Origin of the sequence: Frischella perrara (assembly GCF_000807275.1) — a bacterium.
In the GTDB taxonomy this organism is placed as follows: domain Bacteria; phylum Pseudomonadota; class Gammaproteobacteria; order Enterobacterales; family Orbaceae; genus Frischella; species Frischella perrara.
On the sequence record NZ_CP009056.1, the window covers coordinates 51,814 to 70,994 of the forward strand.

The window sequence follows — 19,181 nt, forward strand, 5'->3', positions numbered from 1 at the left end:
ATTGTTGATAAATATAGAAATTTAAGCTCTTGGATGGTGTATACGATGTAAATGCTTCAGGCGTTCAGTTGCAACATGAGTATAAATTTGTGTTGTAGATAAACTACTATGTCCTAATAACATTTGAACTACCCGTAGATCTGCGCCATGATTAAGTAAATGCGTGGCAAACGCGTGACGTAATACATGGGGCGATAACGCATCCACATCAATATTCGTTAGTATGGCATAATATTTGATACGATGCCAGAATGTCTGTCTGGTCATTTTTATTCCCAAACGGCTAGGAAATAAAATATCATTAGCTCCTCGTTTGAGTAAATTATCACGACTATATTTTAGATAGTATTCTAACCAATAAATTGCTTCCTCGCCAATAGGAACTAAGCGCTCTTTATTTCCTTTACCTATTATCCTAACCACACCTTGATTTAAGCTGATATCATTTAAATGCAATCCTACTAGTTCCGAAACACGTAACCCTGTTGCATAAAGTAGCTCTAACATTGCCTTATCACGTATTTCTAACTCATCTTCAAGATTAGGCGATTGTAATAATGCCTCAACCTGTGATTCAGTTAAGTCTTTAGGTAATTTCTTGGGTAGTTTTGGTGAGGATAAAACGACGGATGGATCGTCATGGCGATAATTTTCACGATATAAATATTGGTATAAGCGCTTAATTGCACTAAGTAAACGTGCTGAACTACTAGCTTTATAACCTTTTTCTACTCTTTGCAGTAAAAAATCTTGTAGATGACTAGTTGTGGCCGTTAACAATGTCACATTGTGTTCTTCTAGCGCTTTCGTTAAGGCTTGTAAATCTAAACGATAAGATTGAATGGTATTATCAGCCAAGTTTTTTTCAAACCAAAGTGAATCTAAAAACTGTTCTAATAATACATTGTTCTGTGACATCATTAACCTTTTCCGCTAGTAATTAATAGATAGTCCGGCTATTTCTAAAGCATAACTTTTCAATACCACTGACGATATTTTTAGCTAATCGTTCCGTAATTTTCTTACGTCGATGATATTTAACACTGATAATTTTATAACTATCTATTAGTGAAAGTATAACATCATCACTTGTATTAATTTCATCTACTAGTCCTTTCTCTTTTGCTTGTACGGCAAACCAATGTTCTCCTGTTGCAACTTCTTGAATATCAACATTTGGACGGTTTTCGAAAACAAAATCCTTAAATAATAGATGTGTTTCTTCTAATTCTTGTTGGAATTTCTTTCGTCCTTCTTCTGTGTTCTCACCAAACATGGTTAAAGTTCGCTTATATTGACCAGCAGTTTGTAATTCAATGTCAATGTCATTTTTTTTCAATAACCGATGGAAATTAGGTATTTGGGCAACAACACCAATTGAACCTATTATGGCAAACGGGGCAGCTATTATTTTGTTTGCAGTACATGCCATCATATAACCACCGCTAGCAGCAACTTTATCGACTACCGCAGTCAGGTCAATGTCACGTTGACGAAAACGTAATAGTTGTGATGCAGCAAGTCCATAACCATGCACAACACCGCCAGGACTTTCCAGTTTTAATAGTACTTTATCTTCGGGTTTTATTATTGAAATAATGGCGGTAACTTCTTGACGAAGATCTTCCACTTCGTGGGCATCGACACTCCCATTGAAACTCAATACATAGCAGTTTGGTTTATTATGATTTGTATTATCAGATTGTGACTTTTGAGCTTGTTTTAGCTGTTTTTTTTCTTTTTTGCGTTGTTGCTTTTGTTGTTTATTGAATTCTTTGGTAGCAACATCATCCATGATATTGCGTAGCATTGTTTCTTTGGTGTTCTGATATTCTTCCGTTATATCTTTAATTTCAAAGCTACCAGTTGGCATTGATTTCTTTTTTTGAGCAAAAATAAAAAGCAAAACAGCAAAAATAGCGATAACAATCGTCACTGTTTCAGCAAGAAAAACGAAATATTGAGAAAGCCACTGCATAATATATTTATTCCCCTTAATTATTAATCGGTATGCCATGCGTTATTGCGTTTCATTAAGCACACTCGGTTTATTACGATTTAAACCGATTCATGATTGAGTAATGAACGTTAATCTCATACTTAAAACTATTTTAATGATGAAGTAAGACTATCATAGCAAATTTACGCAACAATCGTCGATTTTACGTGTTTTTTACTCAATAATTAATGTTAGTAAGAATCAATATTTCGGTATTATGTTGTCGATTATTGGGCTATTTTCTTTTAAGGTTTATTATAGAAAAAATCTATAACTTATCGTAGGTTAAAATCATATCTTTATTCAATAAAACAATTTTAATATACTATTCTACTCACGCAAACGGCGTAATAAACTAAACAATGAGACGCTCATTATGACAAAAATAAATCAGTTATTGCCAATTGATCAGATAGCACAACAATGTGGCATTGATCATGATCATCTAATTCCTCATGGCAAATACGTTGCTAAAGTTGATTTATCAATTATTAAAGCCAATCAGAATAAAGCTAAAGGTAAACTGGTACTGGTCACAGCGATCACCCCAACACCTTTAGGGGAAGGAAAAACCGTTAATACTATCGGGTTAAGCGAAGGTTTAAACTATATCGGTAAGAAAGCAATTGCTTGTATTCGACAACCAAGTTTAGGACCCGTATTTGGTGTCAAAGGTGGCGCTGCAGGTGGTGGTCAAGCTGAAGTATTGCCAATGGAAACACTTAATTTACACCTGACTGGTGATATACATGCTATCACCGCCGCCCATGACTTAGCATCAGCTGCAATTGACTCACGCTTATACCATGAAGAGCGTTTGGGTGATGAATTTACCGCTAAAACCGGTTTACCGCGGCTAAATTTCGATAAAGATCGAATTATTTGGAAGCGTGTAATTGATCATAATGATCGTGCATTACGTCATGTAACAGTCGGCCTCGGTGGTGGTGTCAATGGTATCGAACGTCGAGATGGATTTGAAATAACGGCTGCATCTGAATTAATGGCAATATTAGCATTAGCCAATGATTTACATGATATGCGTCAACGTATTGGTAAGATTATTCTTGGTTATAATACGGAAGGTGGTGTTATTACCGCTGAAGATTTGGAAGTCGCAGGTGCGATGACAGTATTATTGAAAGAAGCTATTCATCCTAACTTGATGCAGACAATTGAAAATACGCCAGTATTGATTCATGCCGGACCATTTGCCAATATTGCTCACGGTAATTCATCCGTTATTGCTGATCGCGTTGCTTTGCCATTAGCTGATTATGTTATTACTGAAGCCGGTTTTGGCTCGGATATGGGGATGGAAAAATTCTTCAATATTAAATATCGTCAATCTGGTATTGCGCCGTCATGTATAGTCTTAGTGGCAACGGTACGTAGTTTAAAATCCAATAGCGGTAAATATAACATAAAACCAGGACAGCCTATTCCTAAAGAGATATCAGAATCAAATGTCGAATTGCTCGAAATTGGTGCAGCTAATTTAGCTTGGCATATTCAAAATGCCAAAAGTTATGGTATGCCAGTGATTGTAGCAATCAATCGTTTTCCGCATGATAGTGATGAAGAATTGGCATTTTTACAACAATATGCATTACATCATGGTGCTTTTGCATGTGAAGTCAGTGAGGTCTTTACTAAAGGTGGTAAAGGTGCAGAAAAATTGGCAAGACATGTCGTCAATGCCTGTGAGCAAAAGAGTGAAATTAAGCTACCTTATCAAAGTGATGATAAATTAATGGTTAAAATTGAGAAAATAGCTAAAAAATATGGTGCTAAGAAGATAAACTTATCGGAACAAGCAAAAAAAGATATTCAGGATATTGAGAATCTGCAATTAGATCATTTACCATTATGTGTGGCTAAAACGCCAATGTCCATTAGCGCTGATCCAGCACTAAAAAATGTGCCAATTGATTTTGATATCGATATTAGTCATTTAGCTATTTCAGCAGGGGCTGGATTTATTCGCGTTTATGCCGGTAATATTATGACAATGCCAGGGTTAGGTACTAATCCAGCATATCGTCAAATTGATATTGATGAAAATGGTCAAGTAGTTGGTTTAAGTTAATGACAACAGTTTTAACAGCTTATATAGATGAGCAAAATTGTATCGGTTGTGGTAAATGCATACGTGTTTGCCCAACTGATGCTATTGTAGGAGCAAGACATTTGCTTCATACCGTTATTCCTCAATACTGTACTTCTTGCGAGAACTGTATTAATGCTTGTCCGACGAATTGTATTATTCTGCAAACACCATCAATTGCGATGTCAAAGTATGCTGAAAATCAATTAAAAATGAAGAAGCAAATTCGCTTAACTGCTAAACCGCTATTAGAAGTCAAACCAGCTACTACGTCAGCTGTCACGGGAGACATACGTAAACAGCAGGTTGCAGATGCCATTGCTCGCGCTAAAGCTCGTCGAAATCAAGCGCAATAATACCTTAAAATCAAAAGACCTGCTCTAACGGCAGGTCTTTTAAAAAATTATTATTTTTGGTTCCAACTATTTTACAGCGTCTTTAAGACCTTTACCAGCAACGAATGCAGGAACAGTTGTTGCTGCAATTTTAATTTCTTTACCAGTTTTAGGGTTACGGCCAGTTCGCGCTTTACGGCTATTTACCTTAAAGGTACCAAAACCGACTAACTGTACAGAATCACCTTTTTCTAAGCTTTCAGTGATCGCAGACAACGTTGCTTCAAGGGCATTTTTAGCCGCAACTTTAGTAATGTTCGCTTTAGCCGCAATAGCATCTACAAGTTCTGTTTTGTTCATGGACATATCCTTACATAATAATTTATAGTTGAGAATAGAAGTTAAAACTACGATACGAAGTATAACTCCAAGTTAAGCACAGATCGATATTACCACCCAATGTAGACTATATTTCACTAAGATTAAAGTATAATTTAAAAAAAATGTTTAAAAGCTAGATTGTTGCCTACTAATTGCTCAAAAAAACACCTATATTGCTAATTTGATCCTCTCGCAAATCCTGTTTTAAGCCTTTTATAAACGCTAACCCATTATTTATTTCGTCATTTTTTATCAGTCGATAGATCTCCCATTGAATATCGAGTTCATCTAAAATAGCCGGTAAAGTTTTAATCTCATCGATAGATAATTGTTGGTTAGTTTGATTCATTTCTAATTCAGCGATAGTTTTAAGCGATAATTGGCTTATAGATACGGCAAATTCAATGAAATCACCGCTTAAATTAGCATGCAACAGTTCGCTTAATGCCTGACAAGCATCAATTGCTGGATAAACACTGTACACACTATCAGGTTGCGCCAATGGGATAATTTCCTCTAATTTTTCGAGCTGATTATCAAAGTTAATCTTAGTATTTTTAACTAATAATGTTTCCCAAATTAAGTCGAGAATATTCTTATAGATCCGGTGATCAGTATTGCCAATTTGTTGACAATAAAAAGCAAAATTAGGATACATTCTTTCGCAAAGACAAACCATAAATAAAGTTAGTTGCTGATTTGAGAGTTTTGCTAAACGTAAATGTATAGGATTTTGTATCATTAATATAACCTTTAAAAACTTATTATCTTTTAGATCGTTGATGGACAACGTTAATCAAAATATCGACACTTTCTAATGGTGTATCTTGATTAATGCCATGACCAAGATTAAAAATGTGACCGTTATAGTGACCATATTCTTTAAGTACTTGGTTAGCACTTTCTTCAATAGTATGGCGATTACCATATAATACAGTAGGATCAAGATTACCTTGTATGGCGACTTTTTCTTTTGGTAATGAACTAAGATCAACAGTCCAATCAACGCCAATAGCATCACAGCCTGATGACATTATTTTTTCAAACCATAACCCGCCACCTTTGGTAAATAGCGTAACTGGCACATAATCTGGTGTAAAGGTATTTTGCTTTTTCCCACGATTTAAAAGTGATATGATCTTTGTCATGTAATAGAGGGAAAATTCATTATAGCTTGTGTGGCTTAAAACGCCTCCCCAAGAATCAAAAATCATAATAGATTGCGCGCCTGCTTGGATTTGAGCATTAAGATAGAGTGCAATACTATCGCTTAATTTATCTAGTAATAAATGTAATGATAAAGGATCACTGTATAACATCTTTTTTATTTTAGTAAATGTCTTACTGCTTCCGCCTTCTATCATATAGGTGGCTAAAGTCCACGGGCTACCCGAAAAACCAATCAAGGGTACTTTGCCGTTTAATTCACGTTTAGTTAATCGAATCGCATCCATAACATAGCCAAGCTCTGATTCAGGATCGGGAATAGCTAATTGTTTAATATCACTGATATCATTGATACTTTTCTTGAATTTTGGTCCTTCACCTTGCTCAAAATAAAGACCTAACCCCATCGCATCAGGAATTGTCAAAATGTCAGAGAAGATGATCGCCGCATCTAGATCATAACGCCGTATTGGTTGTAGAGTTGCTTCACATGCTAACTCAGGCGTTTTGCACATCGTCATAAAATCACCTGCTTGAGCGCGTAGATGTCGATATTCTGGCAGATAGCGACCAGCCTGACGCATCATCCAAATTGGCGTACAATCGACCGGTTGACACTGCAAAGCGCGAAGATAGCGATCATTTTTTAATGGCATGATATTCCTAATATCCTAATATAACGCTGATTAATCTTATATGTTTGTTATTATAACATTAATCAGAGATGATGTAGTTGAGATAATATTTAAACTTTGATCACTATCTAATTTCAACAGAAAATAAAACGCAACTTATTTCGTTATAAAAATTAAATTTTAACAAGGCAATTAAGATTGTTAACCACTCTATCTTTTATTATAGTAACCATAAATTTGTTATCTTGGTTACAATTATGCCTCAATTAAGTTCTATTATTCTTGCTGCGGGTAAGGGTACCCGCATGTATTCTAATCTCCCTAAAGTGCTACATAAAATTGGTCACAAAACGATGTTACAGCATGTTATTGATACGGTCATTCAATTAGGATCTGATCATATTTATGTTGTTTATGGGCATGGAAAAACACAATTAGAAACAGCTCTACATAGTCAACCAGTACAATTAGTTCTTCAAGAACAGCAATTAGGTACAGGGCATGCAGTGCAGCAAACCATACCTTATATTAACGATAATGAGGACATTTTAATCCTCTATGCGGATACACCATTGATATCTAAACAAACCCTAGAGACTTTAATTGCTAATAAGCCAGAAAATGGTATTTCACTATTGACTGTAGTATTAGATGATCCAACGGGTTATGGTCGAATCGTGCGAGAAGAAGGAAATGTTGTGGCAATTGTCGAGCAAAAAGATGCGACGCCAGAACAGCAAGCCATTAAGGAAGTGAATACAGGTATCATGCTAGTACCTGGACGTTTACTAAAAAGTTGGTTAACGAAGATTAATAATCATAATGCTCAACATGAATTTTATCTAACAGATATTATTGCTTTAGCTCATCAGGAAGGGCATGCAATTGTTGCTAGCCATCCATTACAACCTTTTGAAGTCGCCGGTGTGAATAACCGTTTACAACTAGCTAATCTAGAACGTATTTATCAACAACAATTAGCAAATCAACTATTGGCTGATGGTGTGACATTACTTGATCCGCAACGTTTCGATCTAAGAGGTGAGATTACTCACGGTATAGATGTCACAATAGATTGTAACGTCATTATTGAGGGTAAGGTTGAATTGGGTAATCATGTTTATATCGGTGCCGGTTGTATTTTAAAAGATTGTGTGATTGGTGATCATAGTGTCATTAGTCCTTATAGTGTGATTGAAGGTAGTAAACTTGCCAATCATTGTACCGTTGGACCATTTGCAAGATTACGTACGGGCACCCAATTAGAGGATAGTGCTCATATTGGTAATTTTGTTGAATTAAAAAAAGCGCATCTTGGAAAAGGCACTAAAGCTGGACACCTAACTTATTTAGGTGATAGTGAGATTGGCTCAAATGTTAATATTGGAGCAGGAACTATTACCTGTAATTATGATGGTGCTAATAAATTTCAAACGACTATTGGTAATGATGTTTTTGTGGGATCGGATAGTCAATTAATCGCGCCGGTTACCATCGGTAACGGTGCAACGATTGCTGCTGGAACTACGGTTACTAGCAATGTTAATGACGATGAATTGGTTGTTAGTCGCGTTAAACAAAAACATATTGCTAACTGGAAACGACCGGTAAAAATAACTAAATAGATTAACTCTTTAGGAGCTTTTATGTGTGGTATTGTTGGCGCTGTAGCACAACGTGATGTTGTGGATATTTTAATTGAAGGATTAAAACGATTAGAATACCGAGGTTATGATTCGGCAGGACTTGCGGTAATTTCAAAACTGGCACAAGGATATCAATTAGAACGAATCCGACGAGTGGGGAAAGTTGAAGTCTTACAAGATGCAATTATCCAACATCCTATTCAAGGTCATATTGGTATTGCGCATACACGCTGGGCAACACATGGTCAGCCGAGTGAATATAATGCGCATCCACATGTTTCTGGTTTTATCAGCGTTGTACATAATGGCATCATTGAGAACTATCAATCTTTACGTACAATGTTAATTGATAAGGGGTATCAATTTAGTTCTGAAACCGATACCGAAGTAATCGCACATTTGATTCATGATATTATTCTTGAAAACGATTGCTCATTATTTGAGGCAGTAAAAAAAGTACGACCACAATTACAGGGAACCTATAGTGTTGTAATAATGGATAGCCGTAATCCTGATCGTTTAGTGGCAATTCGTTCAGGTAGTCCGCTAGTGATTGGTTTAGGTCAGGGAGAAAATTTTGTCGCCTCGGATCAGCTAGCTTTGTTACCCGTCACAAGGCGATTTATCTTTCTTGAAGAAGGAGATATTGTCGAGATTTGTCGTGATAATATTAATATTATTGATAAAGAGCAACAAACAGTTACACGCCACGAATGTTTATCCGATGTGAAATATGATGCAGGCGATAAAAACAATTTCCGCCACTACATGGAAAAAGAGATCTTTGAACAACCAATAGCCATTAAAAATACACTCCTTAACCGCATCAAGCATGGAAAAGTTGACCTTTCCGAACTAGTAGAAGAGCATGCTACCGTTTTAGCACATGTAGAGCATATACAGATTGTGGCATGCGGAACAGCCTATCATGCTGGCTTAGTAGCAAGATACTGGTTTGAATCAATTACAGGAATACCATGTGATGTCGAAATTGCGTCAGAATTTCGTTATCGAAATCCTGCAACGCGACCAAATAGTTTATTTATTACATTATCACAGTCCGGCGAAACGGCTGATACTTTAGCCGCTTTACGCTTAGCAAAAACAATTGGTTATATTAGTACTTTGGCTATTTGTAATGTCGCTGCCTCAACATTAGTACGAGAGGCTGACTTAGTCCTTTTGACTAAAGCAGGTACTGAAGTTGGTGTAGCTTCGACAAAAGCTTTTACTACGCAATTAACCGTACTATTATTGCTAGTTGCTAAGTTTAGTCAGATTAAAAATAAACCGGCTTTAGTTGAAAAACAAATTGTTGAAGCATTACAGATTTTACCTAATCGTATTGAGCAACTTCTATCAAGTGCTGATAAAATCGAAAAATTAGCTAAACATTTTGCTGATAAGCAACACACTTTGTTTTTAGGTCGTGGTGATGAGTTCCCTATTGCCCTTGAAGGCGCATTGAAACTAAAAGAAACGAGCTACATACATGCAGAAGCCTACGCTGCAGGTGAATTAAAACATGGTCCATTGGCCTTAGTTGATAAAAATATGTCTGTTATCGTGATTGCTGCTAATAACCATTTATTAGATAAGCTTAAATCGAATATCGAAGAAGTTAGGGCACGCGGTGGACAGCTTTATATATTTACCTCAGAGGATAGTGATTTAGCTGATGCTGACAGTAAGAATATGCATGTTATTGCCTTACCTAAAATAGAGGAATTGACAGCATCAATTTATTACACGGTGCCAATGCAGTTGTTAGCATATTATGTCGCTTTAATAAAAGGTACTGATGTCGATAGACCACGTAACTTGGCCAAATCGGTAACCGTAGAATAACGTAAGTCATTTAAATATACGTTGATAAAGCCAGTATGTTTAATTTAAAAAACTTGCGATTTTTATTAAAATAAATAAAAATACAAAATAATCGCATAATTATTCATATTGGTGATCGGGATGAAAGAACGAACTACCGAACTTGTTAAAGGCTTAAGACACTCTGTTCCATATATCAATTCCCACCATGGTAAAACGTTTGTTATTTTACTCACGGGTGCAACTTTAAAAAGTAATAATTATGCAAATATTATTAATGATATTGGTTTATTACATAGCTTAGGCATTAAATTAGTGATCGTTAATGGTGCTCGTAATCAAATAGATGAGGCACTTAAAAACCAAAATATCACCCCCAAATACCATAAGTATACCCGTATTACTGATGCAAAAACACTGGATATAATTAAGCAAGTTACTGGATTATTACAACTTAATATTACAGGTAGCTTATCAATGTGTCTGAATAATACACCTTTACAAGGCGCACATATTAATGTGATCAGTGGTAATTTTGTTATTGCTCAACCATTAGGGGTTGATGATGGTGTTGATTATTGTCATACCGGCAAGATTCGACGTATTAATAGTGAAGGAATTAATAATCAACTAAACGCGGGTTCAATTGTTTTGTTAGGACCTGTAGGTGTTTCAGTCACGGGTGAAAGCTTCAATTTAGCCTCAGAAGATGTTGCAGCAGAAGTAGCAATTAAGCTAAAAGCGGATAAATTAATTAGTTTTTGTAGTGAACAAGGCGTATTGGATGAATCTGGTCAAGTGATCACCGATCTTTTCCCCGCAGATGCAGATTATTATGTCAATGATAAAGAACGTCAGGGTAAACATCTATCTAGCGATGCTCGTTTTTTAAGAGCAGCTTCACGTGCCTGCCGTAATGGTGTACATCGATGTCATTTAGTGAGTTATTTGATTGATGGATCAATTCTACAAGAGATATTTTCTCGAGATGGTATTGGTACTCAAGTTGCAATGGAACACTCTGAAAATGCCCGTGATGCTAATATCAATGATATTGGTGGCATTCTAGAGTTAATTCGCCCACTTGAGGAACAGGGGATTTTAGTACGCCGTTCAAGAGAACAACTCGAAATGGAGATAGATAAGTTTACGATTATAGAAAGAGATAATATGACTATCGGCTGTGCAGCACTCTATCCTTATTTCGAGGAAAGTATGGCGGAGATGGCTTGTGTAGCAATTCACCCTGATTACCGCAATTCTGCTCGTGGTGATATGTTGTTAGACATGCTAGTTGAAAAAGCTCAAAAAATGGGAATAGGGAAATTATTTGTTTTAACTACTCGTAGTATTCATTGGTTTAGAGAAAAAGGCTTTATTCCTGCTGAAGTTGACGATTTACCCATTAAAAAGAAACAACTTTATAATTATCAACGTAACTCAAAAATATTAATCATGACACTGAACAGTGAAGATTAGCCGTTAACGTTATTGTCAACGGCTATAAAGGATATTATTTAGTTGGACGCATTGCTGGGAATAAAATGACATCACGGATAGTATGGCTGTTAGTAAATAACATTACTGTACGATCAATACCAATACCTAAACCAGCTGTAGGTGGTAAACCATGTTCCAAAGCGGTTACATAATCTTCATCAAAGAACATCGCTTCGTCATCACCGGCATCTTTTTGTTTAACCTGTTCTGCAAAGCGTTCAGCTTGATCTTCAGCATCATTAAGTTCTGAGAATCCATTACCGATTTCACGACCGCCAATGAAGAATTCAAAACGATCTGTGACGTCTGGATTAATATCGTTACGTCTTGCCAATGGTGATACTTCGGCTGGATATTCGGTAATAAATGTTGGTTGAATTAGATTAGATTCAGCAACTTCTTCAAAGATTTCTGTCACTACCCGACCGAGTCCCCAACCTTTTTCAACTTCAATGCCAACACTTTTCGCTATTTCGCAAGCTTTTACAAAGTCATCTAAATCGGCGCTGTTAGTTTCCGGTCGATAATGACAAATCGCTTCTCGCATTGTCATTTTGATAAACGGTTTACCGAAGTCGAAAGTATGTTCACCATATTGCACAACCGGAGAGCCAGTGACCACAACAGCTAAACGACGGAATAGTTCTTCTGTCAGAGTGATCAGATCTTTATAGTCAGCATAAGCCATATAAAGTTCCATCATTGTAAACTCTGGGTTATGACGAGGTGATACACCTTCATTACGGAAATTACGATTGATTTCATAAACACGTTCGAAACCGCCAACCACTAAACGTTTTAAATAAAGTTCAGGAGCGATACGCAGATACATATCTAAATCAAGCGCATTATGATGAGTAATAAATGGTTTTGCTGATGCACCACCAGGAATCACCTGCATCATTGGAGTTTCCACTTCCATGAAGTGTAATTCATTCATGAATTGGCGAATTTCAGCAACAATCTGCGAACGGGCTCTAAATGTGTTGCGTGATTCTTCATTAGTGATCAGATCTAAATAACGTTGACGATAGCGTGTTTCTTGATCAGCTAAACCATGGAATTTATCAGGAAGCGGTCGTAATGCTTTAGTTAGTAATCTAATTTCTTCGCAATGGATGGATAATTCACCGGTCTTAGTTTTGAATAAATAACCTTTGGCTGCAACAATATCACCTAAATCCCATTTTTTAAATTGTTCGTTGTAATACCCTTCCGGTAATTCGTCACGAGTAACATATAGTTGAATTTGACCACCTACATCCTGTAACGATACAAATGACGCTTTACCCATAATACGACGCATCATCATACGTCCTGCAACGGCAACATAAGTTTTATTCTCAACGAGCTCTTCATTAGTCTTTTCACCATATTTTTGGTGGAGTTCGTTAGAAATTGCATCTCGGCGGAAATCATTTGGAAATGCAATACCGTTTTCACGAATTTGTACTAACTTTTCGCGACGTGTCGCTAATTCGTTATTTAATTCTTCCATGCTATTGTTGATTTGATCTTGTTGCTGTATTGACATGATTGTTACCTTATAAACTGTTTATAGTCCTGCTTTTAAACTCTCTTCAATGAATTGATCCAAATCGCCATCAAGAACGGCTTGTGTATTACGTGTTTCCACACCGGTGCGTAGATCCTTGATGCGTGAATCGTCAAGTACATAAGAACGAATCTGGCTACCCCAACCAATATCTGACTTATTATCTTCCATTTGTTGCCTTTCGGCATTTTTCTTTTGCATTTCTAATTCATACAATTTCGCTTTTAATTGCTTCATTGCTTGATCTTTATTGCTGTGTTGTGAACGATTATTCTGACATTGGGTCACAATACCCGTAGGGATATGGGTAATACGAACGGCTGATTCTGTTCGGTTAACATGTTGGCCACCTGCTCCAGAAGCACGATAAACATCTATACGTAGATCAGCAGGATTAATGTCGATATCAATATTGTCATCGATCTCAGGGTAAACAAAGACAGAAGCAAAAGAGGTATGTCTACGATTTCCAGAGTCAAAAGGACTTTTACGGACTAAACGATGCACTCCTGTTTCAGTTCTTAACCAGCCAAAAGCATAGTCCCCAGCAACACGAATAGTCGCTGATTTAATTCCAGCAACATCACCATCAGACACTTCCATTACTTCAGTCGAAAATCCTTTTGCTTCCGCCCATCGTAAATACATACGCAAAAGCATTTCTGCCCAATCCTGCGCTTCTGTTCCACCAGAACCAGATTGAATATCCAAATAACAATCTGCACTATCATAATCCCCGGAAAACATACGGCGAAACTCCAACTTCGCTAGTTTGGTTTCAAGTTGATTTAATTCGTCAGTGGTTTCATTAAAAGTGTCAAGATCATCGGCTTCAATGGCTAGTTCTAATAATCCTTCAACGTCATCAATACCTTGTGTTAAGGTATCAATAGTATTGATTATCTCTTCTAATGCAACTCGTTCTTTACCGAGCGATTGTGCTTTTTCTGGATTAGCCCAAACGTCCGCCTGTTCGAGTTCGCCATTAACTTCTTCGAGACGTTCTTTCTTCGTTTCATAGTCAAAGATACCCCCGTATAACAGCGGTTCTTTCAGTAAGTTCTGTGATTTTATTCCTGACTGGATTTATTTCAAACATGAGTTTTAAATTAAAAATCTGAAAATTGAGTGATAGCGCAACATTTTAACGGAATAATGCCTAAATAAGCAATAAAATTAAAGAACTTAATTTGGCAATCGGCAATTAAAATAAGAAAGCAAAGTCCATGATGTTTTGTTATTTTTAAGCGATTATATTAGTTTTTTATGAACACTAACCTATGATTGGTACTGAAAATTAATGTCCAATACTGAATCTATAATTTATGTTGTTAAAGACAGTTCTTCCATTCATCAAACAAATTATATCAGCAGTTGATAAATTATTAGTGATAAACCGTCTCAATGGTTACGGGCAGATATTTTTATCAAGACGCTTAAATTTAATCGTCATTACCATTTTGATATTAATTGCTATGTCGTTCATTGATTTAATGTTGATGATTTAGTGAAGATTAACATTTCAAGTTCAATGGTCTTGTATAACCCAATGAAATTTTACCGTGATATCCGCAGCGTTCAAGCTTGTTGAATATTTTTCGAGTAACAAAACCAGAATATTAAAACTCAATGGCTATACCTACATTCTACATTGTTTAAAGTGATAATGGAGCAGCATGTAATTTAAACAATAGATAATAAAAGTTACTGACTCAAATGGTTACTGGTTTTTAGATGTGTTTAATTAGAGTGAGAAATCATTAAAATACGACGATAAAAAAATCCATAATTAGTTTAAATAATTATGGATTTTAACGATATTAAGAACTAATTAATGCGTTCTTTTTATTAAACAGCCATCATTCGAAGCGATTATTCGTACATTTAGTTAATAAAGAATGCTATTTTTTGTAAGCATCATTATGTACGCCAACCGCAGCACGACCTGATGGGTCATTAAGATTCTTGAAAGCCTCATCCCATTCAATTGCTTTAGCTGTAGAACATGCAACAGATGGACCACCGGGTACACATTCAGCAGCACTTGGTATAGGAAAGAGTTCATCGAAAATCTCTCTATACATATATGCTTCTTTAGTGGTTGGCGTATTGTATGGAAAACGGAATTTTGCGTTTTCTAGTTGCTGATCAGTGATTTTGCTTTCAGCAATTTCTTTCAATGTATCGATCCAACTATAACCAACTCCATCGGAAAATTGCTCTTTTTGGCGCCACACTACAGATGCAGGTAGATACGATTCAAAAGCTTCACGAACAATGTGTTTTTCCATTTTGCCATTGCTACCACACATTTTATCTTTAGGATTAATGCGCATAGCGACATCTAAGAATTTCTTATCTAAGAATGGAACACGTGCTTCAACGCCCCAAGCAGCCATAGCTTTATTGGCTCGTGCACAATCATACATATGTAATGCAGCTAATTTACGCACTGTTTCTTCATGGAATTCTTTAGCATTAGGAGCTTTATGGAAGTAAAGGTAACCACCGAATACTTCATCAGCACCTTCACCAGATAAAACCATTTTAATACCCATCGCTTTGATCTTTCTTGCCATTAGGTACATTGGCGTGGAAGCGCGAATAGTGGTTACATCATAAGTTTCAATAAAGTAAATAACATCACGAATTGCATCAATACCTTCTTGAATAGTAAAGTTAATTTCATGATGAACAGTACCTAAATGATCTGCAACAGATTGAGCTGCTTTAAGATCAGGAGCACCTTTTAGACCCACTGCAAATGAATGTAACTGTGGCCACCAAGCTTCAGATTTTTCTTGATCTTCAACTCGACGAGCGGAGAATTTTTTGGTAATAGCTGATATTACGGAAGAGTCAAGTCCGCCTGATAATAATACCCCATAAGGTACATCAGACATAAGGTGACTTTTTACAGACTCTTCTAATGCTATGCGTAATTCGTTAATATTGGTCTTATTGTCTTTGACATTATCGTAATCCATCCAATCACGTTGATAGTAGGATTTAATTTCACCTTCAGTACTGGATAAATAGCAACCCGGTGGAAATGCATTGATTGTTTTACAAATTGGCACTAATGCCTTCATTTCAGAAGCAACATAAAATGTGCCATGTTCATCATGACCTGTATACATTGGGATAATACCAATGTGATCACGACCTATAAAATAGCTATCATTGTTAATATCATACAGAACAAAGGCAAACATCCCTTGTAATTCATCAAGACCATGAATCCCTTTTTCTTGATATATAGCTAAAATAACTTCACAGTCTGATCCTGTTTGAAACTCATAACGATCTTTGTACTTATTTCGAAGCTCTTGATGATTATAAATTTCGCCATTCACAGCTAACACTAAGGTTTTATCTTTATTGTAAAGTGGTTGAGCTCCGGTATTTACGTCAACAATTGATAGACGTTCATGAGCAAGGATAGCTTTATCAGAGGCAAAAATACCAGACCAATCCGGACCACGATGTCGCATTAAACTTGATAGTTCTAATGCTTTCGTTCGTAGTGTTTGTGGATCTGATTTAATATCAAGGATACCAAGAATCGAACACATTGAGTTTCTCCATTAAGTCTTGCCAAATAGGCAAATTAAAATCTTATAATAAATATTGAGTTACAATCTTCAAAATAGTAATAATTGTAACTATTTTTTTAGACTAGCTAATGTTAGAAATAAACAACTAGGCGTTTGTTTATTTCGTTATTTAATCACTACTAAATTAATCTTCTAAACTATTTATAGTCGAAGATGAATCACAATTTAGTTTTGCAAATAACATGCCAAAACGGTTAAAGACTATAAATTGTTATGTAATATAACGATATTAAAATATGAGATCTTTACCACAAAAACAAGATAAAAACATCAATTTAACTGATTTGTTGCTAAAAAAAGTAACACATCATACCTTAAGTAAAGGGATAAATCATAAAATATTTATTATATTCAACGAATTAATTAAAGTTCATTAAGGCGATAATAATTTAAGGCTTATCAATATATGATGAATGGTAGCAGCAGTTTTAATATGTTATGGTAAGTTGATTCGCACCATATTGGTGCGAATACTTTATTAAATGCTCAGTATATGACGAATATTATTGCTCGGCTCTGTTTGCAATATAAGCTAATGCTTTGTCAATTCGAGCTAAAGTACGTTGTTTACCAACAGCAAAAATGGTTGCATCTACAGAAGGGGATTGACCCATACCCGTAACGGCAACCCGCAATGGCATACCAACTTTTCCCATACCAACATTTAGTTCATCTGCGGTTGCTTGAATAGTTTGATGAATTTTTTCTATTTCCCAATCGAAATCAGCAATCGCTTGTAGTTTAGTTTTCGCAAGTTCTAATGGCTCTTTAGCAACAAGGCGTAGATGCTTTTTCGCTGCATCGGCATCAAAATCAGAGAAATCTTGATAACAGTAAGCACATGACTGAGCCATTTCTTTTAAGGTTTTAGATCGCTCACCAAATAATTTGATAATAGTAATGAGATCCGGACCTTGAGTTAAATCATAACCTTGTTGATTCATATGCCAAACTAAATGCTGTGCAACATAATCAGCATCTAAATGGTTAATATAATGGTGATTTAACCATAATAACTTTTCAGTATTAAAGGCGCTAGCAGAACGACTCACCGCATCAAGAGTGAAATATTCGATCATCTCTGGAACACTGAAAATTTCTTGATCACCATGCGACCAACCTAAGCGAACGAGATAATTGAGAAGAGCTTCAGGTAAATAACCATCATCACGATACTGCATAACGCTTACTGCACCGTGGCGTTTAGATAGTTTTTGTCCATCATCACCTAAAATCATTGATACATGACCATATTGTGGTAATGGGGCACCGAGTGCTTTTAGTATATTGATTTGACGAGGTGTATTATTGATATGGTCTTCACCACGAATAACATGAGTGATTTCCATATCCCAATCATCAACAACAACACAAAAATTATAAGTTGGTGATCCATCAGTACGGCGGATAATGAGATCATCAAGTTCCTTATTCGCAATCTCGATAGGACCGCGAATAAGATCATTAAATATCACAACGCCATCTATAGGATTAGCGAAACGGACAACATGAGGTTCGTCTACAGAGTGTGTTTTTTGAACACTTTTACAGCGACAATGTCCATCATAACGTGCTTTTTCTCCACGCGCCATTTGCTCTTCGCGTAGCTTCTCTAAACGTTCTTTTGAACAATAACAACGATATGCCGTACCATTTTCTATCATTTCATCAATGACTTTATTGTAACGGTCAAAGCGTTTAGTTTGGTAAAATGGACCTTCATCCCATGATAGTTGTAACCAGTTCATACCTTCCATTATCGCTTCAATGGCTTCTGGTGTTGACCGTTCTAAATCAGTATCTTCAATACGTAATACAAACGTACCATTAGCATGACGAGAATAAAGCCAAGAATAGAGTGCAGTACGTGCACCACCAACATGTAAATAGCCAGTAGGACTAGGGGCAAAACGAGTTTTTACTTTCATGAAAATAATTCCTGCTACGATAAGCGATAGCTGGCTATTTTATCATGATCAAGCGATTGAGCAATAAAAGACGGTAAAGAAAATCTTCCGTCTTAGATATGTATTATTTGATATAGAAATTATGCTTTGATGGATTGAAGTTGATTATCTCGTTCAAATTTCCTTACAGCATATGAACAAACTGGAATCACTTTACGATGTTGCTTGCGCATTTCTTCGATCACTAAATCGAACAAACGATCAGCAATTCCTTGCCCACGATAATTGACATTAACGAAAGTATGATCAATTGAAGCTTTATCATTACCTATTAGAGTATACGTAATTTCGGCGATATCCTCACCACCATCAGGATTGGGTACATAGAAACGATTATCACCAGCTAAAAATTGCATATATTTTCTCCTTCATTGACTAGAGTTAAATACTAAAACATAAAAGTGGATAGAAAACCATCCACTCTTATCAAATATAATGAAGTAAC

The 19,181-nt window shown here is 36.1% G+C and carries 15 protein-coding genes; 5 read left to right on the forward strand and 10 right to left on the reverse strand.

What is annotated here, in order from left to right:
• Positions 1-21: 21 nt before the first annotated feature.
• Together xerD and sohB are read right to left on the reverse strand one after the other, a co-directional pair.
• On the reverse strand, positions 22-921 hold the full coding sequence (gene xerD, locus FPB0191_RS00210; protein WP_039103156.1) for a site-specific tyrosine recombinase XerD: 900 nt from the start codon (positions 919-921) through the stop codon (positions 22-24).
• Positions 922-940: 19 nt separating this feature from the next.
• Positions 941-1,978 carry a protease SohB gene (gene sohB, locus FPB0191_RS00215; protein WP_039103158.1) on the reverse strand — a complete coding sequence of 346 codons (1,038 nt, stop codon included), beginning with the start codon at positions 1,976-1,978 and terminating at the stop codon, positions 941-943.
• Between the two features lie 397 nt (positions 1,979-2,375).
• On the opposite strand from sohB, the gene FPB0191_RS00220 reads away from it, so the two are divergent.
• Positions 2,376-4,088, forward strand: a complete 1,713-nt coding sequence (locus tag FPB0191_RS00220; protein ID WP_039103161.1) for a formate--tetrahydrofolate ligase — start codon at positions 2,376-2,378, stop codon at positions 4,086-4,088.
• Positions 4,088-4,462 carry an RnfABCDGE type electron transport complex subunit B gene (locus FPB0191_RS00225; RefSeq protein WP_052236653.1) on the forward strand — a complete coding sequence of 125 codons (375 nt, stop codon included), beginning with the start codon at positions 4,088-4,090 and terminating at the stop codon, positions 4,460-4,462. The genes FPB0191_RS00220 and FPB0191_RS00225 overlap by 1 nt, the downstream gene beginning before the upstream one ends.
• A gap of 66 nt (positions 4,463-4,528) precedes the next feature.
• On the opposite strand, the gene FPB0191_RS00230 is transcribed toward FPB0191_RS00225, so the two are convergent.
• From FPB0191_RS00230 to hemE, 3 genes are all read right to left on the reverse strand, one after another.
• On the reverse strand, positions 4,529-4,801 hold the full coding sequence (locus tag FPB0191_RS00230; RefSeq protein ID WP_039103163.1) for an HU family DNA-binding protein: 273 nt from the start codon (positions 4,799-4,801) through the stop codon (positions 4,529-4,531).
• A 169-nt stretch (positions 4,802-4,970) separates the two neighbouring features.
• A complete protein-coding gene (locus FPB0191_RS00235; RefSeq protein ID WP_039103165.1) occupies positions 4,971-5,564 on the reverse strand; it encodes a YjaG family protein in 594 nt (197 codons plus the stop codon).
• A 22-nt stretch (positions 5,565-5,586) separates the two neighbouring features.
• Positions 5,587-6,648 (reverse strand): uroporphyrinogen decarboxylase, encoded by a 1,062-nt coding sequence (gene hemE / locus FPB0191_RS00240; RefSeq protein WP_110021821.1) that lies wholly within the window; start codon positions 6,646-6,648, stop codon positions 5,587-5,589.
• A 233-nt stretch (positions 6,649-6,881) separates the two neighbouring features.
• On the opposite strand from hemE, the gene glmU reads away from it, so the two are divergent.
• From glmU to argA, 3 genes are all read left to right on the forward strand, one after another.
• Complete coding sequence (gene glmU, locus FPB0191_RS00245) at positions 6,882-8,249, forward strand: bifunctional UDP-N-acetylglucosamine diphosphorylase/glucosamine-1-phosphate N-acetyltransferase GlmU (RefSeq protein WP_039103169.1); 1,368 nt, start codon at positions 6,882-6,884, stop codon at positions 8,247-8,249.
• Between the two features lie 21 nt (positions 8,250-8,270).
• Positions 8,271-10,118: a glutamine--fructose-6-phosphate transaminase (isomerizing) gene (gene glmS, locus FPB0191_RS00250; protein ID WP_039103171.1), complete on the forward strand. Its 1,848-nt coding sequence runs from the start codon at positions 8,271-8,273 to the stop codon at positions 10,116-10,118.
• A gap of 120 nt (positions 10,119-10,238) precedes the next feature.
• Positions 10,239-11,576 (forward strand): amino-acid N-acetyltransferase, encoded by a 1,338-nt coding sequence (argA, locus tag FPB0191_RS00255; RefSeq protein WP_039103173.1) that lies wholly within the window; start codon positions 10,239-10,241, stop codon positions 11,574-11,576.
• 34 nt (positions 11,577-11,610) lie between these two features.
• Here argA and lysS read toward each other — a convergent pair whose 3' ends face one another.
• The 5 genes from lysS to FPB0191_RS00280 form a co-directional block, all read right to left on the reverse strand.
• Positions 11,611-13,131, reverse strand: coding sequence for a lysine--tRNA ligase (lysS, locus tag FPB0191_RS00260; RefSeq protein ID WP_039103175.1), 1,521 nt, complete (start codon positions 13,129-13,131; stop codon positions 11,611-11,613).
• Positions 13,132-13,152: 21 nt separating this feature from the next.
• Positions 13,153-14,251, reverse strand: a protein-coding gene (gene prfB, locus FPB0191_RS00265) for a peptide chain release factor 2 (RefSeq protein WP_110021820.1) whose coding sequence is annotated in 2 segments (ribosomal slippage) — positions 13,153-14,175 and positions 14,177-14,251 — 1,098 coding nt in all. Because the reading frame shifts where the segments join, the coding sequence is not laid out codon by codon here.
• Positions 14,252-15,053: 802 nt separating this feature from the next.
• The gene (gene asnB, locus FPB0191_RS00270) at positions 15,054-16,727 is read right to left on the reverse strand and encodes an asparagine synthase B (protein ID WP_039103179.1); all 1,674 of its coding nucleotides are present in this window, start codon (positions 16,725-16,727) and stop codon (positions 15,054-15,056) included.
• A gap of 545 nt (positions 16,728-17,272) precedes the next feature.
• The gene (gene gltX, locus FPB0191_RS00275) at positions 17,273-18,697 is read right to left on the reverse strand and encodes a glutamate--tRNA ligase (RefSeq protein ID WP_039103181.1); all 1,425 of its coding nucleotides are present in this window, start codon (positions 18,695-18,697) and stop codon (positions 17,273-17,275) included.
• Between the two features lie 119 nt (positions 18,698-18,816).
• Complete coding sequence (locus FPB0191_RS00280) at positions 18,817-19,092, reverse strand: GNAT family N-acetyltransferase (RefSeq protein ID WP_039103183.1); 276 nt, start codon at positions 19,090-19,092, stop codon at positions 18,817-18,819.
• Between the last annotated feature and the right edge of the window lie 89 nt (positions 19,093-19,181).